Annotated in this window: 26 protein-coding genes; 22 read left to right on the top strand and 4 right to left on the bottom strand. The window is 56.8% G+C overall.

The window, feature by feature from the left end; translation table 11 throughout:
- Positions 1 to 28 precede the first annotated feature (28 nt).
- Positions 29 to 664, bottom strand: a complete 636-nt coding sequence (gene bglJ / locus UTM25_RS21600) for a DNA-binding transcriptional activator BglJ (RefSeq protein ID WP_194400942.1) — start codon at positions 662 to 664, stop codon at positions 29 to 31.
- Positions 661 to 1,398 (bottom strand): helix-turn-helix transcriptional regulator, encoded by a 738-nt coding sequence (locus UTM25_RS21595; protein WP_194400836.1) that lies wholly within the window; start codon positions 1,396 to 1,398, stop codon positions 661 to 663. Before UTM25_RS21595 ends, bglJ begins: the two co-directional genes overlap by 4 nt.
- A gap of 410 nt (positions 1,399 to 1,808) precedes the next feature.
- On the opposite strand from UTM25_RS21595, the gene UTM25_RS21590 reads away from it, so the two are divergent.
- The 18 genes from UTM25_RS21590 to UTM25_RS21505 all read left to right on the top strand — a co-directional run bounded on the left by UTM25_RS21590 (position 1,809) and on the right by UTM25_RS21505 (position 17,020).
- Entirely contained in the window at positions 1,809 to 2,585 is a 777-nt protein-coding gene (locus UTM25_RS21590) for a threonine/serine ThrE exporter family protein (RefSeq protein WP_109845621.1), read from the top strand.
- Positions 2,576 to 3,049, top strand: a complete 474-nt coding sequence (locus UTM25_RS21585) for a threonine/serine exporter (RefSeq protein ID WP_023310302.1) — start codon at positions 2,576 to 2,578, stop codon at positions 3,047 to 3,049. Before UTM25_RS21590 ends, UTM25_RS21585 begins: the two co-directional genes overlap by 10 nt.
- A 67-nt stretch (positions 3,050 to 3,116) precedes the next feature.
- Entirely contained in the window at positions 3,117 to 3,758 is a 642-nt protein-coding gene (locus tag UTM25_RS21580; protein WP_194400838.1) for a TetR family transcriptional regulator, read from the top strand.
- A gap of 41 nt (positions 3,759 to 3,799) precedes the next feature.
- Positions 3,800 to 4,252 (top strand): MarR family winged helix-turn-helix transcriptional regulator, encoded by a 453-nt coding sequence (locus tag UTM25_RS21575; protein WP_194400840.1) that lies wholly within the window; start codon positions 3,800 to 3,802, stop codon positions 4,250 to 4,252.
- A gap of 83 nt (positions 4,253 to 4,335) precedes the next feature.
- Positions 4,336 to 4,764 carry an organic hydroperoxide resistance protein gene (locus UTM25_RS21570; protein ID WP_013095463.1) on the top strand — a complete coding sequence of 143 codons (429 nt, stop codon included), beginning with the start codon at positions 4,336 to 4,338 and terminating at the stop codon, positions 4,762 to 4,764.
- Positions 4,765 to 4,912: 148 nt separating this feature from the next.
- Complete coding sequence (gene dnaT / locus UTM25_RS21565) at positions 4,913 to 5,458, top strand: primosomal protein DnaT (protein ID WP_194400843.1); 546 nt, start codon at positions 4,913 to 4,915, stop codon at positions 5,456 to 5,458.
- A complete protein-coding gene (gene dnaC, locus UTM25_RS21560) occupies positions 5,455 to 6,192 on the top strand; it encodes a DNA replication protein DnaC (protein WP_194400845.1) in 738 nt (245 codons plus the stop codon). Before dnaT ends, dnaC begins: the two co-directional genes overlap by 4 nt.
- A gap of 83 nt (positions 6,193 to 6,275) precedes the next feature.
- The gene (locus tag UTM25_RS21555; protein WP_121425077.1) at positions 6,276 to 6,758 is read left to right on the top strand and encodes a DUF2501 domain-containing protein; all 483 of its coding nucleotides are present in this window, start codon (positions 6,276 to 6,278) and stop codon (positions 6,756 to 6,758) included.
- Positions 6,759 to 7,027: 269 nt separating this feature from the next.
- Complete coding sequence (gene opgB / locus UTM25_RS21550) at positions 7,028 to 9,319, top strand: phosphatidylglycerol--membrane-oligosaccharide glycerophosphotransferase (protein WP_194400847.1); 2,292 nt, start codon at positions 7,028 to 7,030, stop codon at positions 9,317 to 9,319.
- A 180-nt stretch (positions 9,320 to 9,499) separates the two neighbouring features.
- On the top strand, positions 9,500 to 10,138 hold the full coding sequence (locus UTM25_RS21545; protein ID WP_194400849.1) for an EAL domain-containing protein: 639 nt from the start codon (positions 9,500 to 9,502) through the stop codon (positions 10,136 to 10,138).
- Positions 10,135 to 10,677: a helix-turn-helix transcriptional regulator gene (locus tag UTM25_RS21540; protein WP_194400851.1), complete on the top strand. Its 543-nt coding sequence runs from the start codon at positions 10,135 to 10,137 to the stop codon at positions 10,675 to 10,677. The genes UTM25_RS21545 and UTM25_RS21540 overlap by 4 nt, the downstream gene beginning before the upstream one ends.
- A 32-nt stretch (positions 10,678 to 10,709) precedes the next feature.
- On the top strand, positions 10,710 to 11,204 hold the full coding sequence (locus UTM25_RS21535; RefSeq protein ID WP_194400853.1) for a spore coat U domain-containing protein: 495 nt from the start codon (positions 10,710 to 10,712) through the stop codon (positions 11,202 to 11,204).
- A 2-nt stretch (positions 11,205 to 11,206) separates the two neighbouring features.
- Positions 11,207 to 11,983, top strand: coding sequence for a fimbria/pilus periplasmic chaperone (locus UTM25_RS21530; RefSeq protein ID WP_194400855.1), 777 nt, complete (start codon positions 11,207 to 11,209; stop codon positions 11,981 to 11,983).
- The gene (locus UTM25_RS21525) at positions 11,904 to 14,192 is read left to right on the top strand and encodes a fimbria/pilus outer membrane usher protein (RefSeq protein ID WP_233469405.1); all 2,289 of its coding nucleotides are present in this window, start codon (positions 11,904 to 11,906) and stop codon (positions 14,190 to 14,192) included. Before UTM25_RS21530 ends, UTM25_RS21525 begins: the two co-directional genes overlap by 80 nt.
- A complete protein-coding gene (locus tag UTM25_RS21520) occupies positions 14,183 to 15,139 on the top strand; it encodes a spore coat protein U domain-containing protein (RefSeq protein ID WP_194400857.1) in 957 nt (318 codons plus the stop codon). The genes UTM25_RS21525 and UTM25_RS21520 overlap by 10 nt, the downstream gene beginning before the upstream one ends.
- 126 nt (positions 15,140 to 15,265) lie before the next feature.
- Entirely contained in the window at positions 15,266 to 16,006 is a 741-nt protein-coding gene (locus UTM25_RS21515) for a winged helix-turn-helix domain-containing protein (RefSeq protein WP_194400859.1), read from the top strand.
- Between the two features lies 1 nt (position 16,007).
- A complete protein-coding gene (locus tag UTM25_RS21510) occupies positions 16,008 to 16,481 on the top strand; it encodes a hypothetical protein (protein ID WP_194400861.1) in 474 nt (157 codons plus the stop codon).
- Between the two features lie 29 nt (positions 16,482 to 16,510).
- Positions 16,511 to 17,020, top strand: a complete 510-nt coding sequence (locus UTM25_RS21505; RefSeq protein WP_194400863.1) for a GNAT family N-acetyltransferase — start codon at positions 16,511 to 16,513, stop codon at positions 17,018 to 17,020.
- Here UTM25_RS21505 and tsr read toward each other — a convergent pair whose 3' ends face one another.
- Positions 17,021 to 18,685: a methyl-accepting chemotaxis protein gene (tsr, locus tag UTM25_RS21500; RefSeq protein ID WP_194400865.1), complete on the bottom strand. Its 1,665-nt coding sequence runs from the start codon at positions 18,683 to 18,685 to the stop codon at positions 17,021 to 17,023.
- Positions 18,686 to 18,768: 83 nt separating this feature from the next.
- Positions 18,769 to 19,209, bottom strand: a complete 441-nt coding sequence (gene hpaR / locus UTM25_RS21495; protein WP_023334396.1) for a homoprotocatechuate degradation operon regulator HpaR — start codon at positions 19,207 to 19,209, stop codon at positions 18,769 to 18,771.
- 271 nt (positions 19,210 to 19,480) lie between these two features.
- On the opposite strand from hpaR, the gene hpaG reads away from it, so the two are divergent.
- Genes hpaG through UTM25_RS21475 form a run of 4 tightly spaced genes read left to right on the top strand, consistent with a single transcriptional unit; the run spans position 19,481 to position 23,465 of the window.
- Positions 19,481 to 20,758, top strand: a complete 1,278-nt coding sequence (hpaG, locus tag UTM25_RS21490) for a 4-hydroxyphenylacetate degradation bifunctional isomerase/decarboxylase (RefSeq protein WP_194400868.1) — start codon at positions 19,481 to 19,483, stop codon at positions 20,756 to 20,758.
- A complete protein-coding gene (hpaE, locus tag UTM25_RS21485; RefSeq protein ID WP_045400869.1) occupies positions 20,755 to 22,221 on the top strand; it encodes a 5-carboxymethyl-2-hydroxymuconate semialdehyde dehydrogenase in 1,467 nt (488 codons plus the stop codon). The genes hpaG and hpaE overlap by 4 nt, the downstream gene beginning before the upstream one ends.
- Before the next feature lie 2 nt (positions 22,222 to 22,223).
- On the top strand, positions 22,224 to 23,075 hold the full coding sequence (hpaD, locus tag UTM25_RS21480; protein ID WP_045355043.1) for a 3,4-dihydroxyphenylacetate 2,3-dioxygenase: 852 nt from the start codon (positions 22,224 to 22,226) through the stop codon (positions 23,073 to 23,075).
- A 9-nt stretch (positions 23,076 to 23,084) separates the two neighbouring features.
- Positions 23,085 to 23,465 (top strand): 5-carboxymethyl-2-hydroxymuconate Delta-isomerase, encoded by a 381-nt coding sequence (locus UTM25_RS21475; protein ID WP_194400870.1) that lies wholly within the window; start codon positions 23,085 to 23,087, stop codon positions 23,463 to 23,465.

Genomic DNA, 23,465 nt, shown 5'->3' with positions numbered 1-23,465 from the left:
AGAGCCTGCCTGGCGCGCAACAGACAGGTTATAAAAAGGTCGGATTGCTGAGTGTCGAGCTTTGCAGTTCTCTTGCCGGAAGGTGGGTAATAATATCTGCCGCATCGAGTAACCCTACGTCAGAATTCACCCCCAGCTTCACCATCGCGTTAAACTTATGCGCCCGGATGGTCTTGATATTGCGTTCAAGCTGTGCCGCGATTTGAGGAATGGAATAGCCGCAAGACATATAACGCAATATTGCCCGTTCCGTTGGGCTTAACATTCTGCTTTGACTCCGGTACCAGTGGTTCATCATATTGTCATTGATGCGCAGGGTTTCACTCAGTAACACCATAAGTTCATTCTGCAGGTGCTCAAGCGTCAGCGATTTGCTGACCACACCGTGAAGGCGTGACGGGGAAAGATGGCTAATTAATCTTGCTTCCATATCATCAGCGACCAGGATAATGCGCTGGATATGGCCATGCGTAAACGCAAAATCCCGCAGGTGCGCCAGGCAGTTACGACGCTCTTCTCGCGCATCGGAATATGAATAGATCAGCGAGAAAAAATTGATGTGCTGAAGTGCTTTCTTAAAGCTGTCAAATTCACTAAACAGATGCAGCTGATAATGATTCAGGCCAGGCATCGCAAAAAGATGCTGTAGCCCAACAGCACTCATCGCGCAATTTTCGACGATGGCGATATGTCTTGTTGAATCGGTTTTTTCCATTCCTCGAACTCTCCATAGGCTGACATCAAATTCAGCTCTCGCATTCCCTGTGTACTGTTTATCCAGGCGTACATATCGGCATTACTGCGTAATGACAGCCGTCGCATCGCACTGTTTTTCTGCGCACTGACGGTTTTATTACTCTTCTTGAGCAATGTGGCGATTTGGTTAATCCCCCATCCTTTACCTAACAGCCGCAATACTTTGCGTTCGGAGTGCGTGAGCGCGATAACCTGTTCTTCTTCTTCCCCCGGACTTTGAGGTTCCGGGGTTAGCAACGCCTGGCTTACCCGCTCTGCGCGTTCGCTACCTGCCCGAATAGCGTTAACAAGCCCTTCAATGGGTTCAATATCAGAAAGCAACGTACTTTCCGGACGCACAAGTAACTCGACGGCAATAGGGTTAAGCGGCCGCGAAACTAAAAAGATCCAGTGAATATTCCGGTATTGATTCAATAAACTGAAATACTCTTCGAGCGCGCCCCGAGGATTCCAGTATTCGCCTGAAATATCGGCAATGATGACGTCAGCGCGGCGTAGCTGGAGCAGTGTTAACTCCTGCAATGAGCTGCAATAGGTCAATTCAAAATCGGGGAAATGGCGAGTCATCACGCCCCCTAACCCATTTTGCATGACCGGTATCCGGCTAATGATAACGCTATGCTTACCGTGCAAAGACAACATAGACCCTCCGTGTCCATTCTTCATGTGATGAGTAACGTTAAAATGCATCAACGTATGAGTATTTTTCGTCCCTGAGTGTAAAGCAGGTTAATGCAAGCAGAAGATGAGATGTATTCTTAGTTTAAGAAATGCCTAAACAGCAGTAATATCTCATAAAGCGAAATTAAATTTAATTGCAGTGTCATTAAAATAACTACAATATAAAATTAGAATAACTAAATATAAATAACTTATATTTTAATATTAATAATTCACCAAAATGATGAATTAATCCCAACCCCTTCCGCACTTAAGGGCAGTAACTGTTTGCATAAACCTTGATCTGGCCCACAGCAAGTGGCACTGCACTTTGTGCTAAAAATAATCGCTATGGGCCAACCGGCAACTTTCCACCTTCTTCAGGACAATACATGCAGGCAGATCGGTCAACGCAGCGTGCTATCACGCGGCTATGTATTCAGTGCGGTCTTTTTCTGCTCCAGCACGGCGCGGAAAGCGCATTGGTTGAGGAGCTTTCCACCCGGCTGGGACTGGCGCTGGGTATGGATAGCGTAGAAAGCGCTATTTCATCTAACGCCATCGTGCTGACCACGATCAAAGACGGTCAGTGCCTGACCTCCACCCGCAAAAACCATGACCGCGGCATTAACATGCACGTCGTGACCGAAGTGCAGCACATCGTCATCCTCGCTGAACATAAGCTTCTCGATCTTCGGGAGATTGAAAAACGGTTCAACCAAATTAAGCCATTACGTTATCCGCGCTGGCTTGTCGTGGTGATGGTAGGGCTGTCTTGCGCCTGCTTTTGTAAGCTCAATAAAGGCGGCTGGGACGGCGCGATCGTCACCTTTTTCGCCAGCAGTATCGCCATGTACGTTCGCCAGCTGCTGACGCACAGACAGCTGCATCCGCAAATTAACTTCTGCATTACCGCATTTGTCGCCACCACGGTTTCCGGCCTGCTGCTGCGCCTGCCGCAGTTTGCCACTACCCCGACGATTGCCATGGCCGCCAGCGTGCTTCTGCTTGTTCCGGGCTTTCCGTTGATCAACGCCGTTGCCGACATGTTTAAAGGGCACATTAATACCGGTCTGGCACGCTGGGCTATTGCCAGCCTGCTGACGTTGGCGACCTGCATCGGCGTAGTGATGGCCATGACACTCTGGGGGTTACGCGGATGGGCGTGATAGATTTTCTGCTGGCGCTGGCACAGGACATGCTTCTGGCCGCCATTCCTGCCGTCGGCTTTGCGATGGTGTTTAACGTTCCGCAACGCGCTCTGCGGTGGTGTGCGCTGCTGGGCGCGATTGGCCATGGCTCGCGAATGGTGATGATGACCGCAGGATTTAACATCGAATGGTCGACATTTATGGCCTCCATGCTGGTTGGCAGTATCGGCATCCAGTGGTCGCGCTGGTATCTGGCGCATCCCAAGGTGTTCACCGTCGCCGCCGTGATCCCAATGTTCCCGGGCATATCTGCGTATACGGCGATGATTTCCGCGGTGAAAATCAGCCATTTTGGCTACACCGAGCCGCAGATGATCCTCCTCCTGAGCAACTTTCTTAAGGCCTCGTCCATCGTCGGCGCGCTCTCCATCGGCCTGTCGATCCCCGGGCTGTGGCTGTACCGCAAACGCCCACGCGTTTGATATTTGTGTTATTTCGCTGCCATGGAGATAATCCTTCTGGTCCGTTTGGTGAAAATAAGGAAAGGATGTGGCTAACCCTGGCAGCGAACACCTCGAGCACAGCGAAGAATCCAGCCTGAAAGAGAAAATTTTTCAGAGCGCCATCGCGCTTTTTGCCGAGTATGGATTGAACGGTGCCCGCATGGAGCAGATCGCGGAAAAAGCGGGCACCACCAAACGCATGGTGGTTTACCATTTTAAAAATAAAGAGAATCTCTATCTCCTGGTTCTGGAACATGTTTACACCCAGATTCGCGCCAGTGAAAAAGCGCTAAGCCTGGCGGGAATGCCCCCCGTCGAAGCGCTGGTCAACCTGGTTGAAGCCACCTTTGACTATCATGCCGACCACCCGGACTACATCCGGATTATCTGTATGGAAAACATGCAGCGGGGCCGCTTTATGCAGCAGTCGAGCTATCTTCGCCAGGTCAACCGTAGCGCGCTCGACCTGCTGGAGGGCATCCTGCTCCGGGGCAAAGAAAAACAGCTCTTCAGCCAGACGGTTGACGCCCGCGATCTTCACCGCCTGATAAGCAGCTTCAGCTTTCACTACGTTGCCAACAGTTACACCTTCACGCTCCTGTTTGAAGACGGGGCGGACGAACAGGCTCAGCGCCAGCACTACCGCAAAATGGCCGTTCAGGTGGCGCTCCGCTACACCTGCCCATAAAATTGCTTGCAATTAAATCGCACACTACTTATATTCATCTCATGAACGCGAAAACGAACGACGCAACCGCTGCGCTCAAGCTGGATAACCAGCTCTGCTTTGCCCTCTATTCGGCAAACCTGGCGCTCAATAAGCTGTACCGGCAACTGCTGGCACCGCTGAACCTGACCTACCCGCAATACCTGGTGATGCTGGTGCTGTGGGAGCAGGATGACATGACGGTGTCGGACATCGGCGAACGCCTGTTTCTGGACTCTGCAACCCTGACGCCGCTGTTGAAACGGCTGGAAAGTGCCGGGTTAATCAACCGTCACCGTTCGCGCCAGGACGAACGTCAGGTCGCCGTCACCCTGAGCGAAGCGGGACGTGAACTGCAGCAGCAGGCATTGGGTATCCCCCATGCGGTGGGTTGCGCAGCGCAGTGTGATACCGACACCCTGCTGGCGCTCAAACAGCAGCTCGAACTTTTGCGACAACAGCTACACCGCGCGTAAGACTATACTTTACGCGTGATTATCACCCATATATATCGCACGCTATTTAATAGCACACACTTAAGCAAGATGAGGAACCTGCCATGTCTTTAGAAAAAGTTGTTTATACCGCCAAAGCCAAAGCAACCGGTGGCCGTGACGGTCGAGCCACCTCTTCCGATGGCGTACTGGACGTAAAACTGGGCGTGCCAAAAGAGATGGGCGGCATGGGGGGAGAAGTGACGAACCCTGAGCAGCTGTTTGCTGCCGGCTACTCTGCCTGCTTCCTGGGCGCGATGAAATTTGTGGCGGCGCGCGATAAATTTACCCTGCCAAAAGAAGCCTTTATTGAAGGCGAAGTGGGTATTGGCCCGCTGCCAACCGGTTTTGGTATTGAAGCGAAACTGAACATCCACGTTGAGGGTATGGATCCTGCAGAAGCCAAAAAGCTGGTCGACGCGGCGCACATTGTTTGCCCGTACTCTAACGCGACCCGCGGCAACATCGACGTGACCCTGAATATCATCGCGTGATAAATGCCTGATGACGCTGCGCTTATCAGGCCTACGACCGTAGCCCCGGTAAGCGCAGCGCCACCGGGGAAATCCCCTCCTTCCCTTTCCTCTCTCTGTGCTACCATAAGCCCATATCTCGCCCGTAGTAATCAGTAGAGTAAGCGTTATGTCCTCCAGAATCCTGACCACCAGCATTGCTGGCATTGATGCCTTTATGCGCGACCCACGCGGTGTGTTGACCCACGCCGAAGGCGGCACGGTTGCAGTTTTTGCCGACAACGTTCCGGCGTTTTACGCAATTACACCGGAACGCCTGGCACAGCTTCTGGAGATCGAAGCGCAGCTGTCGCGCCCGGCGAGCGATGTCACGCTGGACAACCAGTTCTTTGATGAACCGGTGAATGTCCCCGTGACCGTTCCGATGGGAAAATTTGCCCTTTACGCGGGCTGGCAACCGGATGCGGATTTTCAGCGGCAGGCCGCGCTGTGGGGCATTGCGCTAACCCAGCCGGCCACCGCGGAAGAGCTCGCCGCTTTTACCGCCTGGTGGCAGGCGGAAGGTAAAGTCTTCACCCATATTCAGTGGCAGCAAAAGCTCGCGCGTCATCTTCAAATCACCCGCGCCGGCAACAATGGGCAGCCAAAACGCGATATCAACGCGTTTTCAGAACCGGATAAACAGATCCCCAGCGGATTCCGAGGTGCGAAATGAAGAACGTCGGCGACCTGATGAAACGTCTGCAAAAAATGATGCCTGCCAATGTGAAGCCTGCTTTCACCACGGGTGAAGAGCTACTGGCCTGGCAAAAAGAGCAAGGAAAGATCCGTGCCGCCGCGCTCGCCCGGGAAAACCGGGCGATGAAAATGCAGCGCACCTTTAACCGTTCCGGTATCCGTCCCCTGCACCAGAACTGCTCGTTCGATAACTATAAAATCGAAACCAACGGGCAGATGAACGCCCTTGCCGCCGCCCGTCAGTACGTAAATGAATTCGACGGCAATATCGCCAGCTTCATCTTTAGCGGCAAGCCGGGCACCGGAAAAAACCACCTTGCAGCCGCTATCTGCAACGAGCTGCTTCTGCGGGGTAAATCGGTTCTTATCATCACCGTGGCCGATATCATGTCCGCGATGAAAGACACCTTCAGCAACCGCGAAACCAGCGAAGAACAGCTGCTTAACGATCTGAGCAATGTCGACCTACTGGTCATCGACGAGATTGGCGTTCAGACCGAATCCCGCTATGAAAAAGTGATCATCAACCAGATAGTCGATCGCCGCTCCTCGTCCAAGCGCCCCACCGGCATGCTGACGAACCACAATATCGACGAGATGACCCGCTTACTGGGTGAACGCGTCATGGACCGCATGAAGCTGGGTAATAGTCTTTATGTCATCTTCGACTGGGAAAGTTACCGCAGCCGCGTTACCGGCAAAGAGTATTAAGACAGTTCCAGAAATCGCCGACAGGTCCCAGGTATATACTGGTACCCATTCGGCCCAAAACGGACCTTTTTGAGAGAGCCATGATGAAAAAACAGATTCTAATCAGCACCTTTTTAGGCGCGCTGCTGGTGACCGGCGCAGCGCAAGCGGCGTCATGGCAGGAGTCTCTGTCAAGCGCAGCAAATGAGCTGACCAAAGAGAGCAGCAGCTCTCAGGGTGGACTCTCCGCTTCTTCCCTCACCAGCCTGCTGGGCAACAGCTCTCAGAGCCTTAGCGCGGGCACGATGAACAACGCGGCGGGGATTCTGGAATATTGCGCGAAGCAAAAGCTGGCCTCCGTGACCGACGCGCAAAACGTGAAAAATCAGGTGCTGGGTAAACTGGGCCTGGATACCCAGGAGCAAAAAGCGGACACCAACTATATGGACGGCATTCAGGGCCTGCTGAACGCGCAAAACGGGCAGCAGCTTAACCTGAGCACCCTCGGCAACTCTTCTCTGGCAAAACAGGTGAAAACCAAAGCCTGCGATCTGGTGCTGAAACAAGGCGTTAATTTCCTCTCCTGATCCATCCCATTTTTGCCACAACACGCCGCGTTTAATGCGATAGTCTTGCAACGCGGCGCTAAATGAGCGTTTTTCCTGGTTGCCACCGCCTCAGCGTCTGTTTGTCAGGATGCGACCTTCTTCATAAAAACGATTTTCTAAACCAAATCCTAACAACAGCACACTTTCGTGACACTAAAATTGCAGCTTAACGACATCGCAATTACATTGTATGACCCAAAAAATAAACAGTTAGCCAGCGAAGCACCTGGCGTCATGAGGATATGCTGTTGTCAGAATTCATGTCTCTTATCCTTTTTCTGGCTTCTGTCGGCGTCTATGCCTGCAAAGCCGGCCGCAACACCTGGTGGTTTATCGCCACGCTGGTGGTACTCGGCATTTTTATTATTTTAAACATTACCCTATACGCCAGCGACTACTTTACCGGTGACGGTATTAACGATGCCGTGCTCTACACCCTGACGAACAGCCTGACGGGCGCGGGTGTGGGCAAGTACATTCTTCCGGGGCTCGGCCTTATCGTCGCGCTGGTGACAATTTTTGGCGCGCTGGCCTGGGTGTTGCGTCGACGTCGCCATCATCCGCATCATCATGGCTACAGCCTGCTGGCGCTATTCCTGGCGCTGGCCTCCGTCGACGCCAGCCCGGCGTTCCATCAGATCACCGAGCTGGTGAAATCCCAGTCCCGCGACGGCGATCCTGATTTCGTGGCTTACTACAAAGAACCGTCGAAAACGATCGCCAACCCGAAACTCAACCTGGTTTACATCTACGGTGAAAGCCTGGAACGCACGTACTTTGATAACGATGCCTTCCCGAACCTGACGCCGGACCTGGGCGCGCTGAAAAACGAAGGTCTCGACTTCAGCCACACCATGCAGTTGCCGGGTACGGATTATACGATTGCCGGGATGGTTGCCTCCCAGTGCGGTATCCCGCTGTTCGCGCCTTTTGAGGGTAACGCCTCGGCCTCCATGTCGACGTTCTTCCCACAGAATATTTGCCTCGGCGACATCCTGAAAAACTCCGGCTACGAAAACTATTTTGTGCAGGGAGCAAACCTGCGCTTTGCCGGAAAAGACGTGTTCCTGAAATCCCACGGTTTTGACCACCTGTATGGCTCAGAAGAGTTAAAAACGACGGTTGCCGATCCGAGCTACCGCAACGACTGGGGTTTCTATGACGATACGGTACTCGACGAAACCTGGAAAAAATTCGAGGAGCTTTCCCGCGCGGGCAAGCGTTTCTCCCTTTTTGCGCTGACGGTGGACACCCACCATCCGGACGGGTTCGTTTCGCGCAGCTGCAAACGCAAAAGCTATGACGTCGACGGCAAAAACAACAAGTCTTTCAGTGCCGTTACCTGCAGCCAGGAGCACATTGCCGCGCTGGTCGAGAAAATCAAAGCCTCGCCCTGGTTTAAAAACACCGTCATCGTCGTGTCGTCTGACCATCTGGCGATGAAAAACAGCGCCTGGGATCGGCTCAACAAGCAGGATCGCAGCAATCTGTTCTTCGTCCTGCGCGGCGACCAGCCGCAGCAGGAGGTCATCGCCACCAAACGTAACTCCATGGATAACGGCGCAACCGTGCTGGACATTCTGGGCGGCGACAACTTTATTGGCCTTGGGCGCAGCACGCTGTCGGGGCAATCCCTGTCGGAAGTCTTCCTCAACATGAAGGAAAAAATCCTCGCCTGGAAGCCAGACATTATCCGCCTGTGGAACTTCCCGAAAGAGATGAAGGACTTCACCGTCGATCGGGATAAAAACACGATTGCCTTCTCGGGCAGCAGCTTCCGTCTGCCGCTGCTGGTACGCGTGTCGGAGGGGCGCGTCGAGCCGCTGCCGGAAAGCGAATATTCCGCGCCGCTGCGCTATCAGCTGGCCGATTTTGCGCCACGCGATAATTTCGTATGGGTCGACAGGTGTTACAAAATGGGCCAGCTCTGGTCGCAGCCGCTGGCGCTTTCTACCGACTGGTGCGTCTCTCAGGGTCAGCTTGGCGGGGAGCAAATCGTACAGCACGTGGATAAAGCCCAGTGGAAAGGCAAAACCGCGTTCAACGATACGGTGATTGATACCGCGCGCTATCAGCACAACGTCGACATGCTGAAAATCAGCGATAACGATATTCGCTACAAAGCGGACAGCTTTATCTTTAACGTGGCCGGCGCGCCGGAAGAAGTGAAGCAGTTTAGCGGCATCTCGCGCCCGGAGTCCTGGGGACGCTGGTCAAACGCGCAGCTGGGCAACGAGGTGAAAATTGAGTACGCCCACCCGCTGCCGGAACAGTTCGACCTGGTGATCACCGCCAGAGCGTATGGGCCCAACGCAAACAAGCCCGTCCCCGTGCGCGTGGGCGATCGGGAGCAGACGCTGACGCTTGGGAACGACGTGAGCACGCATACGCTGCATTTTGAGAACCCTTCGCGCAGCAATACCCTGGTGATCGTGCCGCCAGATCCGCAGTCCACGAACGAGGGGAATATCCTTGGGCACTCGCCGCGCGAGCTCGGGATCGGCATGGTTGAAATCAAAATCGTCAGCAAAGCGGGTTAATACGCGTCACGCCCGGCGTACTGCCGGGCATTTATGAAAATAAATAATCCTATATCAGACTTATAAATTAGATAAAAACACTTTATATAAGCCATTTTTATCTATAAATATCCCGCCAAAACACAAATCCATAAAATGTGCGACTCCTGAAATCACAACGGAGCGTTACGCACTTTTATCATGCTAACCGGCTATAAGTTCGAATCCATCCGGGCACTGCGCAGTGAAAATGTGGTTGCCTGGGAGGTATTGTCTACGGCAAAGCCCCACGTCAATCTTGAAGATTACTTTGGCTCGATGCCCGCGACGCAGCGTAAAGCGCACTTCTTTGCGCAGCTTCGTCACGCCATGTTTTGCAAGGATGGCGACAAGTATTATCTCAATGCGACATCGGATTTACTGCTGGAAACGGACTTCCTCGACAGGCTAAAAGAAGAGACACCCTGCCCTGAGAGACTTGCTATCGAGGTCACCGATCTCCATACGATGGTCCAGCTTGAGGATACGCAAAGCCAGGCGCTACGGAAATGCATCGCGACGCTCCATCAGTGGGGGATAGAAGTGTGGGCAGACGATGTCTGCGAAGACCTTCTTCCCGATCTTCTGACCAGCCAGATCCGCTTCTGCGGCATCAAAATTGACAAACATACCTTCTGGAACGGGCGGATCGAGCAGGCAAAGTTTCTGCATCTCACCCGCCAGTGCAAGCGCGTCGCCAGCAAGGTGCTGATCGAAGGCATCGAAACCGCGGGTGATTTCGCGCTGGCCCGCGCCAGCGCGGCCGATTACGGCCAGGGCTATCTGTGGGGTAGAAAATGACCCCTTTCATTCCGAATGCTGGTTATCAGGTTATCGTTCTGAGCGGGAATACGTTTTTATGGCTTGGCCTCACTTCGACGATCTCGACGGCCGTTACTCCTCGCCCGGAGATGTATTGGATCCATGACGTTAATCCGGAAGGGCTTTTGCACCTGCAGGAACGGCTGCTCAATACGCACGCCGGAGAGAACTGGCTGGTATTTACGGATGCCGCGCGGGTCTGCGACGTTCACGCCTGCCTGCGCAACGAGCGGGTCCGAGTGGTCGCGGACAACCTCTCGTTTGCGCAGCTAAGCCACTGTTTTAGCGACACGACATTCGCCATCGAAAACGCCGCCACGCTCTCGCATCAGGAGAGGCGGGTTTGCATGTTGCTCCATAAAGGATTCAGTCCGGTTCGCATCGCAAAAATCATGAATAAGTCCCCTAAAACGATCTACACCCACAAGCGTAACGCGATGAACAAATTCTGTTGTCACAGCCTGGCGGAATTCCATCGAAAACTCTGCCTGCTGGACGCTCAGTCATTCGCTTTGTAATTGCACTGTTACTCACGTCAGGAAATAAGATCATGAAAATTATTCCCACCCTTGTATGTTGTTCCGTTCTCCTGCTTCCTGCTGCTGCGATCGCCGCAGACAGTACCGCAAGCGCGACGATGCACGTATCACTTGAGGTAGTGAAGTCGTGCACCCTTAAAGCCAACGACCTCAACTTCTCGCGTCACGGCTCCGATGAGTCGAGCGAAATCCAGGCCAAAACGCAGGTCGATATTGTCTGTACCAACGGTACGCCTTTCACCCTTACAGCCACCAGCAACGACGGCGAAAACGGTACCTTCTGGCTGAAGCCGGAAAACGGCGAAACGGGCGCGCAGAAGATTGCGTGGAAACTCTTTGCCGACGAAGGCAAACAGACGCAAATCACCGACACGAATGGCCTGGACGATACCGGCAACGGTGCGGAACAGGAGGAAACGCTGTATGGCGTCATTGACGCCGGGGTGCTGACAACCGCCCAGGCAGGTACCTACAGCGACGATATCACGTTAAAACTGGAGTACTGATCGTGCGTCGCTACTTTCCCTGCTTCATTCTGTGGCTCATGATGCTGGCGCTGCTGTCGCGCTACGCGCTGGCCGCCACGCTTCAGGTGGCCCCGGTAACGCTCGACCTGCAGAGCAATCAGCGGGCAGCGGCGGTCTATCTCACTAACAGTGGGAAAGCGGCCATCCATGCGCAGATTCGGGTGTACGAATGGACGCAAAAAAACGGTAAAGATGCTCTGGTGGCCACCGGGGAGGTGGTCAGCAGCCCGGCGATGACATCACTGGCGCCGGGCCAGCAGCAGCTGGTGCGCATTATCGTCATGCAGCCTGGCGTCCGTGCACAGGAGCAAAGTTACCGGCTGGTCATTGACGAGCTGCCGGACGCCACGTCCCGTGCCGCCAATCCCAACGCGGTGCACTTCCTGCTGCGCTACTCGATTCCGGTGTTTATTGCCGGGAACCAGAACGCGCCCGCCAGCCACGATGCACTGAGCTGCGAGCAGGCAGAAATGCCGGCCACCCTCCGCTGCTTTAACGCCGGAAACCGCCACATCCGCCTGAGCCACCTTGAGGCCCTGACGGCCGATGGGCAGGTTGTAGGCTCGATTAAAGGCCTGGCGGGCTATGTGCTCCCGGGACAAACCGCCCTTTTACCGCTTAAGCAGGCTTCACGACACGCGCTCAGCACGCTGCGCGTCTATCTAAATGATGACCACCATGCCAGCCAGATACCCCTGCGCCCGCTCGCTTCTCGCGCTCCTGTTTTGGCTACCGCTCATGCTGTCAGCCCGGGCTGAACCCGCCGACACCGTACAATGGCTGGCCATTACCGTGAACCACGCCCCGCGAGGCGAGCTCTGGGCCTGCCGGGTGGTGGATAATGCGCTATGGATAAGCCGCAGCGACATGAAAAAGCTGGGGCTTCACGCCCCGGACGATCGCGCCGGGTGGGTTGAGCTGACGTCCCTGCCGGGCCTGAAGGTCAATGTCGACGTGCTGTCCCAGCAGGTGTCGATTACCGCAGAGGCAGAGGCGTTCGAGGGCCAGCAGCATCTGACCGTCTCAAAGCCCACGCCGATGTACCGCTATCCTGATGCGCAGCCCGTCAGCGCGTATACGCTCGGATACGCGCTATACGCCAGCGATGCGCAGGGGAAGCGCCAGCTTAACGCCCAGACCATGCTGACCGCGTCCGGAGGGTTACCCGGAACGTTCAGCAGCAGTTTTTCAAGCCATGCCGGGGAGGAAAACAGCGCAGGTCGGCCTACCCACACCCGTCTCGAAACCCGCTGGCAGTGGGATAACACCGACTCGCTGACCACGCTGGCGCTGGGCGACAGTATCACCACCGGCACGCGCTGGAGCCGGCAGGTACGCTTTGGCGGTCTGCACTGGGCACGTAATTTTGAGCTTAATCCCCAGCTCAATACCGAACCGCGCAGCCGCTACAGCGACACGGCCGTGCTGCCTTCCACGGTCGATCTGTATATCGATGGCCTTAAGCAGAGCAGCCAGCGCGTCACGCCGGGAGACTTTCTGCTGGATACCCTGCCCTCCTTCACCGGCAGCGGGCAGGCGGAGGTGGTCATTACCGATATCAACGGTCAGCGTCGCGCCGTACAGCTCGATCTCTACGGCGCGCCGGGCATGCTGGCGGAAGGGCTCAGCAGCGGCTCGCTGGACATCGGCTGGATGCGGGAAAACTACGCCCGGCACTCCGACGACTATGCCGACTCGCCTCTGCTGGACGCGGGCTGGCGCTATGGGGTGAATAATCACCTGACGCTGGCGCTGCACACGGAACAGCAGCGCAGGTTGCGCAACGTGGGCACGGGCGCTGACTGGCTGGTCTCTCCCGCCGTAGGGGTGGTCAGCCAGCACGTTGCCGTGAGCGACAGCCCTTACGGTCAGGGCGTTCAGTGGGGCCTCGGCTGGCAGTGGAACGGGAGAGGAACGGGCATTTCTGCCAGCACCGTCCGTACCGGGGCTGGATTCGCCGACAACGCCCGTATGAGCGGTGCCGCGCCCGTCAGACGCAGCGACAGCGTTTGGGTAAGCCAGTCTATCCCCCACTTCGGCACCGTGGGCGCGGGCTGGGTACAGCAGAACATTCAGGGCAATACACAGCGTTACCTCAACGCCTCCTGGTCGTTGTCGCTGCCAGCACACATCTCCACCACGCTGAGCTATACCCGCTCGTTTACGGATTCGTCGAGTCACGTTCAGCTGCTGCTTTCCGTCCCATTGGGTCGCGAGGACACGCTCTCCGTTCAGGCCAGCCGGGATAAACCGCGCATGGATTACCGCCACCAGCCGGACGATGAGGCCGGCGGCTGGTCATGGGAGCTGGGCCAGGGCTTTGGCGAACGACGTGAAAGATATGCGGACGTAGGCTATCTGGGCCGGGCGGGCGAATGGCACGTTGGGCTGCAGCAAGGTGCTAACCAGGGCAACCAGTACGCCTCAGCCGAAGGCAGCCTGACGCTGCTGGACGGCAGCCTGCACGCGCTGCGCTATATCCAGCAGGGCATGGCGCTGGTGTCAACGCACGGCATTGGGCACGTACCGGTAATGCTGGAAAACCGCCCGGCCGGTGAAACGGATGAGGACGGTTACCTCCTGCTGACCGACCTGCCGCGTTACCACAACAGCAAAATCAGCATTAACCCGCTCGATCTGCCTGCCGATGTGATCGCCCCTGTAACCGACATGCATGCCAGACCGGGCAACAGCAGCGCGGTAAAAGTCGATTTTAACGTCCATCACGCCGTCACGGTTCAGGCCCGACTGGTCGACAGCCGACGCAGGCCGCTCCCGCTGGGCAGCGTCGTGTCAACGCCGCAGGGTGCGACCATCGTAGGACGCGACGGCTTTATCTGGCTTGAAGATCCGCCCCTGCCGGGTGAACTGGTGGTGAAGACCGGTGAGGGGGAGTGCCGGGTCACGCTTCCGGCGCCCCGTACCGCGTCATCTATACAGAATATCGGAGAACAACTGTGTCATTAAGAGCGCCGTTATTATTGCTGCTCGTCCTGTCCGTGAAGGCGATGGCGGCAGCCTGCTGGATAACCTCAACGCCCGCCATTAACTTTGGCAACGTCGTGGCGGGCAACACAACCTCCGTCAACACCGAGGTAAAATTTAGCTGCCAGGCCGACAACGAGGGCAGAACGGAATATATCAATGTCTGCCTGAGCAGCGTAGACGCCCCGCCCTTTGAGATGATCTCGCCGGGGGACCAGGAGGGGAAACAGTATACTCTCCTCTTCCGCCTGCTTAACGGCGCAGCGCGCTCTCAGGAGCTGGGGCCTGCCAGCAGTGGGAACCTGATTCAGCAGACCCTGGCCGCGGAAAGCAATGCCAACGTCAGCGGTACCTTTCCGCTTATCGCCACCATTCCGGCAGGGCAAAGCCAGCTTCCGGCCTACCACTATTACAACTACAACATGAATCTGCGCATCGCCTGGCACAGCGCCATGCGTCAGGATGCGCTGCAAAACTGCTCGGACGGTTCAGCAGAGGGGGAGCAGGTGCAGGGCGGCACCAACGCGCAGGCCGAAATCAGCCAGGGATGCTACATCGAGCGCGTAACTCCGCTTAACTTCGGCACCCTGACCAGCACCGCTACCCTGCGCCCGACGCGATCCACCGCCACCGTCACCACACGCTGTCCGGCCGGGATCGCGTTCACCCTTGCCATGGGCAAAGGCAACCATGCCAGCGGTAGTCAGCGGCAGCTCTGCAACAGCGAGGGCCAGTGCCTGCGCTACGGGCTCTGGCAGGATGAAGCGGCCACGCAACGCTGGGGGGATCAAAGCAGCGGCGATGCGCTGCAGGTCACCAACCCTGCAGGCGGCACCCAGAACTACACCGTTTTCGGCGAAGTCCCGGCACAGCCGCTAACCGGTACCGGGGAATTTATTGATGACGTGATTATCACGCTGACTTATTAAACCACCCAAAATCCTGTCTGGATCAATGTTATCGGTAACAGTGGCGTTAAAATAGCCAGCAGTGCTGCCCGGAGGGCGTAAGCCTTCTCTTTTTATTCGCTATCTCTCTTTTTATTACAACAACTTATGAAATACCTGCTTGCTGACTCCATCGTCTATAACGACGAGGACGGTTCTGTTTCTCTTATCAATGCGCCTGATGAAGATGCGCAGCTCCTCACCTGTACGGCCAATACCATCCTGAGGCTGCTGGTTCAGCATCATGGGAACGTGGTCGAACGGGAAACCTTTCTTCAGGAAGTCTGGGATCGGCGAGGGCTCCAGGGGTCTAACAACTCCTTAAACCAGTACATCAGCATTCTGCGCAAGATGCTGGCGACCCTGCTTCCCGACGAGCTCTTTATCGTTACCGTACCGAAAACAGGCTTTATGCTCAGCGCAGACGTCACGGTCACCCCGCTGGAGGAGGCGCCACCGACCGAAGAAACGGCGAAACCGGCAAGGCGCGTTCGCCCGGAATGGCTGTTCTGCGGCGCGCTCACGCTGGTCGTCGTTGCGCTGTGCATCTGGATCGCGCTCATCAAGCCAGACAACCCGCAGCGGGAGATCCATCTGCTGACGCATATCGGCACCTGCCCGGTATACACCTTTACGCCGCTGGCGGACGTGTTCCATGAGAAGGCGATTACGCTGGCTCAGACTCTTCAGCAGGACGGCCATCTTCCGTGCCTGAAAAATTCTATTTTCTACATGCACATTCAGAGAACGCTTTTCTACGGGCACGAAGGGCGGCTGGTGCTCTCCCAGTGTTCCCTCACGCGGGGTAAAGCCAGCGCCTGTCGTACGCTTTACTATTACGAGTGGTGATATGAAACACAAAAAAGTTTGGCTAATCCTTTTCCTCAACCTGCTGCTGCTGGGCGCCGCGCTGGCGTGGTACTTCCATACGCCCCCGCTGTCGGTGGCCTGCGATGGAAACCTGACCTTCTCCGACCGGCGCGACAGCCACGATTTCACCTTTGACGGCGAGATCATTATGCGCTTCCACCCCGACAAAACGGGGTACATCACGCTAAACGGCAGCGTGGTGAATGCGCCGCGCAGCTGGGAGGTTTCCCGCCAGGAGATGTTTAAATGGCGTCACGTGGAGGGCGAACTGTATGAGATTGTCATTCAAAAAGTGGAGCGTTTTAGCCACGATGCCATGCCGCCCGGGGTCTTTGAAAAATACGTTGCCGGTTTGACGCTCGGAAATAAAAGGCTCCTGACAATAGAGCGCACGCCGGAAGACGCGCTGGTGATCAGCAATTTTTACTCGCCGGTGCTGATCTGCTCGGAATAATGTCGACGGGTCAGGCTATACTTGCCGCCATGAATATTCGCATTCGCCCCACTACCCCTAACGACGTTACCGCCCTGCCCGCCATTGAACGCGCGGGGGGTCAGCGCTTTCGTGAAGACCCCGACCTCGCCTGGCTTGCCGACGGCGAGGTCATTTCCGCTGAGCAGCACCTCGAGTATGCCGAACGTGGGCTAAGCTGGCTGGCGCTGGCGAACGACCGGCCCGTCGGGTTTATCCTTGCCGAGGTCCATCCTTCATCACTGTTTATTGTCGAACTTTCGGTCGATCTGGAGTGGCAGGGCAAAGGAATTGGCAGGCAGCTCATCGCCTGCGCGGCAGACCATGCCCGGAAAAGGGGGCTGACGGCGCTGACGTTGACGACGTTCAGGGACGTACCGTGGAATGCGCCGTTCTATGCGCGGCTGGGGTTTAAAACAATGACGACGCTGACGCCTGAACTGCGTCAGAAAAGGGAAGAAGAGGCAGCGCACGGTTTCGCGTATGAAACGCGCTGCGCCATGCGCCTGCCTCTTATTTAATTAAAACGTTTCCCAGTTATCACCTGCATCAGCGGTAACCGTTTTACGCGCCATCGCCGGTGCTGCAACGGTTTTCGCAGAAGCGAATTCGCGCGCTTTCATCTGCTCCTGCTGAATGCGGAACACCGCCACGGCCTGCGTCAGGCGGCTCGCCTGCTCTTCAAGGGCGGCGGCCGCTGCGGCAGATTCTTCTACCAGCGAGGCGTTCTGCTGGGTCACGCGATCCATCTCTGCCACCGCCAGACCGACCTGGTCGATACCGCGGCTCTGCTCGTCAGACGCAGAGGCGATTTCACCCATGATGTCCGTTACGCGGGTCACCGCGTTCACGATCTCACCCATGGTTTCACCGGCGCTTTCGACCAGCGTTGAGCCCACTTCCACGCGGCCCACGGAGTCTTCAATCAGGCTCTTGATCTCGCGAGCCGCCTGGGCGCTGCGCTGGGCCAGGTTACGCACTTCACCTGCCACCACCGCAAAACCACGACCCTGCTCACCCGCACGCGCCGCTTCTACCGCCGCGTTCAGTGCCAGAATGTTGGTCTGGAAGGCGATGCCGTCGATCACGCTGATAATGTCGGCAATTTTCTGCGAACTGCCCGCGATATCACGCATGGTCTGCACCACGTTATCCACCACTTTGCCGCCTTTCTGCGCGGTTTCAGAGGCGCTCAGCGCAAGATGGCTCGCCTGACGGGCGTTTTCGGCGTTCTGCTTAACGGTCGCCGTCAGCTGCTCCATGCTGGCAGCGGTCTCTTCCAGGGAAGCGGCCTGCTGTTCAGTACGGGAAGAGAGGTCGTTATTGCCCATCGCGATTTCGCTCGCGCCGCTGTAGATCGCGTTCGCGCCGTTACGCACGTCGCCGACGGTACGCACCAGCTCGCCCTGCATATGGCGCAGCGAGTCGGCCAGTTCACCCATCTCGTTGGTGCCCTGAACCTCAATGCGCTTCACCAGGTCGCCGCTGGCGATATGGCGAATGTTGTCGATCAGACGATTCAGCGGAGAGATCAGCGTCTGCTTGATGTTGAGCCAGACGGCCACAATCACCACCAGCACGGCAATCAGGACGCTGATCAGCACCCAGATAGCCTGAGTGTAAGAGCTGTTACTGTCTTTGACCGCCGTTTCGTACAGCTTGTCGTTCTGCTGCAGGTAGCTCACGTACTGCTTCTCAAAACCGTCCTGATAGCTCTGGGTCGGCTGGTCGAAGAAGGCGTTGATTTTGCCTGCCCCCAGCAGCTGAATCAGCTCCGCCAGCGCGCCGTGGTAAATATCATAGTTACGCTTGATCTCCATGGCATCCGCATCGCTTTGACGCGGATCGCGCGGCAGGGCTTCGTAGGCAGCCCAGTTTTTTTCCGCCTGTTTCAGAGACGTAGACGCGATTTGCATCAAATCGTTAACGGTCGCGCCGCTGCCGATATTGCTCTGATCCATCATGTAGCGGATACCCGCACGGTTCAGGGTATTACGGGTTTGCAGCAAAGCTACCCAGCTGGCGTTCAGCGTGGATTGTTGCTGGCGAATGGTTTGCAGGACGGTGAAATTCTCTTTGTCATTCTTAAGGGCATTAAAGAAAAGACCACCGGACGTGAGTTGTAAAAGGCCAAATATCGCTAAAACCAGCATTAAGCTGGTGACAATCTTGATACGGTTTAACATGTTTTCTCTTTCCTCAGACAGATACAGAATTTTCGGCCTGGAAAGGGAAAACTTTACGAAAATCATCCTGGAATTTGTGGTTTTTACTCTTCTTCCCGCGCTGCGTTATGCCGGTTTCCGAGTTCAATAAACTCTTCCAGCAGCGCCGTCAGCTGTTTCATCTTCTCCGGCGTGTATTCCGCCTCGATCTGCTGATACGCCTCTTCGACCTGCGCCTGGGCGTGTTCATACAGCGCATTCCCCTCTTTGGTTAGCGACACGTACAGCTTGCGCTGGTCGTTCACCGGCTTTAAGCGCAGCACCAGGCCGTCGCGCTCCATCCGCGTCAGAATGCCCGTCAGGCTCGGGCGCAGGATGCAGGTGCGAAACGCCAGATCGTGAAAATCCATCGACGGATGTTCAGCCAGCACGCGCACAATGCGCCACTGCTGCTCGGTCAGGTTATGGCGCTTCACGATCGGGCGGAAGTACGACATCGCCGCTTCCCGCGCCTGCAGCAGCGCGATGGTTAATGAGTCATGCATAGCCTTTCCCCTTAACATCATTAACAAGTAAACAATCACTAAAAGATGTTTTTATAAACAACACGTTTTCCGTCAAAAAGTCTAACAGAAACCCAGTAATTTTATTAACTGTTTGATTTTAATATAAACAAATCACAGGATGTAAATTTATTGTTATTCCCATCACAAATCTTTCACTTCTGATTGCGAAATAAACAGCAAAAGCATAAAACCAGATCATTAACATATTAATGAAATCGCAACCCGGACCACCGGGGTGAGGAGTATATGAATGAAAGGTACCGTTTTTGCCGTCGCCCTCAACCATCAAAGCCAGCGTGAAGCCTGGCGTGAGGCCTTTGAAAAAGCGCCATACAACACGCCGCCGAAAACAGCGGTGTGGTTTATCAAGCCGCATAACACGGTGATTCGCGCGGGCGAGCCGATCCCCTTCCCGCACGGGGAAACGGTATTAAGCGGCGCGACGGTGGCGCTGGTCGTGGGCAAAACCGCCAGCAGGGTGCGCGTGGAGGACGCCGCGGAGTACATCGCGGGATATGCGCTCGCCAACGAGGTGAGCCTGCCGGAAGAGAGCTTCTACCGCCCGGCCATCAAGGCCAAATGCCGGGACGGATTTTGCCCGCTCGGCGAGCTGATCGCCATTGATAACGTGGATAACCTGACCATCATCACCGAGATCAACGGCCGCGAAGCGGACCACTGGAACACGGCCGATCTTCAGCGTAACGCCGCCGAACTGCTGAGCGCCCTGAGCGACTTCGCCACCCTCAATCCCGGCGATGCGATCCTGCTCGGCACCCCGCAAAGCCGCGTTGAGATCCGCCCGGGCGATCGCGTGCGCATTCTGGCAGAAGGCTTTCCGCCGCTGGAAAATCCGGTGGTGGATGAGCGTAGCGTCACTACTGCGCACAGCACGCCGCCGCACGCCACGCTGTTTGCCCTCGGTCTGAACTATGCCGATCACGCCAGCGAGCTGGACTTCAAGCCGCCAACCGAGCCGCTGGTATTTATCAAAGCGCCAAACACCTTCAACGGCGACGGCCAGACGTCGGTGCGCCCAAACAATATCGAATACATGCATTACGAAGCGGAGCTGGTGGTGGTCATCGGTAAAACCGCGCGTAAGGTCAGCGAAGCCGAGGCGATGGACTATGTTGCGGGCTATACGGTCTGCAACGACTACGCTATCCGCGATTACCTGGAAAACTACTACCGCCCGAACCTGCGGGTAAAAAGCCGCGACGGGCTAACGCCCATTTCCCCCTACATCGTGCCGAAAGCGGCAATTCCCGATCCGCACAACCTTGCCCTGCGCACCTTCGTCAACGGCGAGCTGCGCCAGGAAGGCACCACGGCGGATCTGATCTTCAACATCCCGTACCTGATTGCGTACCTGAGCGATTTTATGACCCTGCAGCCGGGCGACATGATCGCCACCGGCACGCCGAAGGGGCTGTCCGACGTGGTGCCGGGCGATGAGGTGGTGGTGGAAGTGGAGGGCGTGGGACGCCTGGTGAACCGAATTGTCAGCGAGGAGACTGCAAAATGAAAAAGATTAACCACTGGATCAACGGTAAAAACGTTGCCGGAAGCGAGTACTTCCACACCACCAACCCGGCTTCCGGCGAGGTGCTGGCAGAAGTCGCCTCCGGCGGTGAAGCTGAAATTCACCAGGCCGTCGCCGCCGCCAAAGAGGCGTTCCCGAAATGGGCGAACCTGCCGATGAAGGAGCGCGCGCGCCTGATGCGTCGTCTGGGCGACCTGATCGACCAGAACGTGCCCGAGATCGCCGCCATGGAAACCGCCGACACCGGCCTGCCGATCCACCAGACCAAAAACGTGCTGATTCCGCGCGCCTCGCACAACTTCGAGTTCTTCGCCGAGGTGTGCCAGCAGATGAACGGCAAAACCTACCCGGTCGACGACAAGATGCTCAACTACACCCTGGTGCAGCCGGTGGGCGTCTGCGCGCTAGTGTCGCCGTGGAACGTGCCGTTTATGACTGCCACCTGGAAGGTTGCGCCGTGCCTGGCTCTCGGAAACACCGCCGTGCTGAAGATGTCTGAACTCTCCCCGCTGACCGCCGACCGTCTGGGCGAGCTGGCGCTGGAGGCGGGCATTCCGGCGGGCGTGCTCAACGTGGTGCAGGGCTACGGCGCGACGGCGGGCGACGCGCTGGTGCGCCATCACGACGTTCGTGCCGTCTCCTTCACCGGCGGCACCGCCACCGGGCGCAACATCATGAAAAACGCCGGGCTGAAGAAGTACTCCATGGAGCTGGGCGGCAAATCCCCGGTGCTAATTTTTGAAGACGCCGACATCGAGCGCGCGCTGGACGCCGCCCTGTTCACCATCTTCTCGATCAACGGCGAGCGCTGCACCGCGGGCTCGCGCATCTTCATCCAGCAGAGTATCTATCCGGAATTCGTGAAGCGCTTTGCCGAGCGCGCCAACCGCCTGCGCGTGGGCGATCCGACCGATCCGAATACCCAGATTGGCGCGCTCATCAGCCAACAGCACTGGGAGAAGGTTTCCGGCTACATCCGTCTCGGCATCGAAGAAGGGGCAACCCTGCTGGCGGGCGGCCCGGACAAACCGACCGATCTGCCTGCGCACCTGAAGGGCGGCAATTTCCTGCGACCAACCGTGCTGGCGGACGTCGATAACCGCATGCGCGTGGCGCAGGAAGAAATCTTCGGGCCGGTGGCCTGCCTGCTGCCGTTTAAGGACGAAGCGGAAGGGCTGCGCCTGGCCAACGACGTGGAGTACGGCCTGGCGTCGTACATCTGGACCCAGGACGTCAGCAAGGTGCTGCGCCTGGCGCGCAATATCGAAGCGGGCATGGTGTTCGTCAATACCCAGAACGTGCGCGACCTGCGCCAGCCGTTTGGCGGCGTGAAGGCCTCCGGCACCGGCCGCGAGGGCGGCGAGTACAGCTTCGAGGTGTTCGCGGAGATGAAGAACGTCTGCATCTCCATGGGCGACCATCCGATTCCAAAGTGGGGGATCTGACCATGGGTAAATTAGCGTTAGCGGCAAAAATCACCCACGTTCCGTCGATGTACCTCTCCGAGCTGCCGGGGAAAAACCATGGCTGCCGCCAGTCGGCCATCGACGGGCATAAAGAAATTAGCAAGCGCTGCCGCGAGCTGGGCGTGGACACCATCATCGTGTTCGACACCCACTGGCTGGTGAACAGCGCCTACCACATCAACTGTGCGGACCATTTTGCGGGCGTCTACACCAGCAACGAGCTGCCGCACTTTATCCGCGACATGACCTACGACTACGACGGCAACCCGGAACTCGGCCAGCTGATCGCCGACGAGGCGGTGAAGCTCGGCGTGCGCGCCAAAGCGCACAACATCCCGAGCCTCAAGCTGGAGTACGGCACGCTGGTGCCGATGCGCTACATGAACGCGGATAAACACTTCAAAGTAGTCTCCATCTCGGCGTTCTGCACGGTTCACGACTTCGCCGACAGCCGCAGGCTGGGCGAGGCCATCGTCAGCGCCATCGAAAAATACGACGGCACCGTGGCGGTGCTCGCCAGCGGCTCGCTGTCGCACCGCTTTATCGACGACCAGCGTGCGGAGGAAGGGATGAACAGCTACACCCGCGAGTTCGACCGTCAGATGGACGAGCGCGTGGTGAAGCTGTGGCGCGAGGGGCAGTTCAAAGAATTCTGCAGCATGCTGCCGGAGTACGCCGACTACTGCTACGGCGAGGGCAACATGCACGACACGGTGATGCTGCTGGGGATGCTCGGCTGGGACCAGTACGACGGCAAGGTGGAGTTCCTCACCGAGCTGTTCGCCAGCTCCGGCACCGGCCAGGTTAACGCCGTTTTCCCGCTACCCGCGTAAGGAGCCACCATGCCGCACTTTATTGCTGAATGTACCGACAACATCCGCGAGCAGGCCGACCTGCCGGGGCTGTTTGCCAAAGTGAACGAGGCGCTGGCCGCCACGGGCATCTTTCCCATCGGCGGCATCCGCAGCCGCGCCCACTGGCTGGACACCTGGCAGATGGCCGACGGCAGGCACGATTGCGCCTTTGTGCATATGACGCTGAAGATTGGTTCCGGGCGCAGCCTGGAGAGCCGGGAAGCCGTGGGGGAGATGCTGTTTGCGCTGATCAAAACGCACTTCTCGGCGCTAATGGCGAGCCGCTATCTGGCGCTGTCGTTCGAGCTCGACGAGCTTCACCCGACGCTCAATTACAAACAAAACAACGTGCACACGCTCTTTCGCTGA

Source organism: Enterobacter sp. 61D5, assembly GCF_034107965.1.
Classification (GTDB): Bacteria; Pseudomonadota; Gammaproteobacteria; order Enterobacterales; family Enterobacteriaceae; genus Enterobacter; species Enterobacter cloacae_M.
The sequence above is the reverse complement of the archived record's forward strand: the minus strand, read 5'-3'. Positions and strand labels throughout refer to the sequence as shown.

Coding starts and splice junctions, on each gene's coding strand:
- UTM25_RS21575 (WP_194400840.1), top strand. CDS start 3,800: ATGAACGCGAAAACGAACGACGCAACCGCTGCGCTCAAGCTGGATAAC.
- dnaT (WP_194400843.1), top strand. CDS start 4,913: ATGTCCTCCAGAATCCTGACCACCAGCATTGCTGGCATTGATGCCTTT.
- UTM25_RS21505 (WP_194400863.1), top strand. CDS start 16,511: ATGAATATTCGCATTCGCCCCACTACCCCTAACGACGTTACCGCCCTG.
- dnaC (WP_194400845.1), top strand. CDS start 5,455: ATGAAGAACGTCGGCGACCTGATGAAACGTCTGCAAAAAATGATGCCT.
- hpaD (WP_045355043.1), top strand. CDS start 22,224: ATGGGTAAATTAGCGTTAGCGGCAAAAATCACCCACGTTCCGTCGATG.
- UTM25_RS21540 (WP_194400851.1), top strand. CDS start 10,135: ATGACCCCTTTCATTCCGAATGCTGGTTATCAGGTTATCGTTCTGAGC.
- bglJ (WP_194400942.1), bottom strand. CDS start 664: ATGAGTGCTGTTGGGCTACAGCATCTTTTTGCGATGCCTGGCCTGAAT.
- tsr (WP_194400865.1), bottom strand. CDS start 18,685: ATGTTAAACCGTATCAAGATTGTCACCAGCTTAATGCTGGTTTTAGCG.
- hpaG (WP_194400868.1), top strand. CDS start 19,481: ATGAAAGGTACCGTTTTTGCCGTCGCCCTCAACCATCAAAGCCAGCGT.
- UTM25_RS21595 (WP_194400836.1), bottom strand. CDS start 1,398: ATGTTGTCTTTGCACGGTAAGCATAGCGTTATCATTAGCCGGATACCG.
- hpaE (WP_045400869.1), top strand. CDS start 20,755: ATGAAAAAGATTAACCACTGGATCAACGGTAAAAACGTTGCCGGAAGC.
- UTM25_RS21545 (WP_194400849.1), top strand. CDS start 9,500: ATGCTAACCGGCTATAAGTTCGAATCCATCCGGGCACTGCGCAGTGAA.
- UTM25_RS21585 (WP_023310302.1), top strand. CDS start 2,576: ATGGGCGTGATAGATTTTCTGCTGGCGCTGGCACAGGACATGCTTCTG.
- UTM25_RS21475 (WP_194400870.1), top strand. CDS start 23,085: ATGCCGCACTTTATTGCTGAATGTACCGACAACATCCGCGAGCAGGCC.
- UTM25_RS21535 (WP_194400853.1), top strand. CDS start 10,710: ATGAAAATTATTCCCACCCTTGTATGTTGTTCCGTTCTCCTGCTTCCT.
- UTM25_RS21570 (WP_013095463.1), top strand. CDS start 4,336: ATGTCTTTAGAAAAAGTTGTTTATACCGCCAAAGCCAAAGCAACCGGT.
- UTM25_RS21525 (WP_233469405.1), top strand. CDS start 11,904: ATGCCAGCCAGATACCCCTGCGCCCGCTCGCTTCTCGCGCTCCTGTTT.
- UTM25_RS21515 (WP_194400859.1), top strand. CDS start 15,266: ATGAAATACCTGCTTGCTGACTCCATCGTCTATAACGACGAGGACGGT.
- hpaR (WP_023334396.1), bottom strand. CDS start 19,209: ATGCATGACTCATTAACCATCGCGCTGCTGCAGGCGCGGGAAGCGGCG.
- UTM25_RS21590 (WP_109845621.1), top strand. CDS start 1,809: ATGCAGGCAGATCGGTCAACGCAGCGTGCTATCACGCGGCTATGTATT.
- UTM25_RS21555 (WP_121425077.1), top strand. CDS start 6,276: ATGAAAAAACAGATTCTAATCAGCACCTTTTTAGGCGCGCTGCTGGTG.
- UTM25_RS21510 (WP_194400861.1), top strand. CDS start 16,008: ATGAAACACAAAAAAGTTTGGCTAATCCTTTTCCTCAACCTGCTGCTG.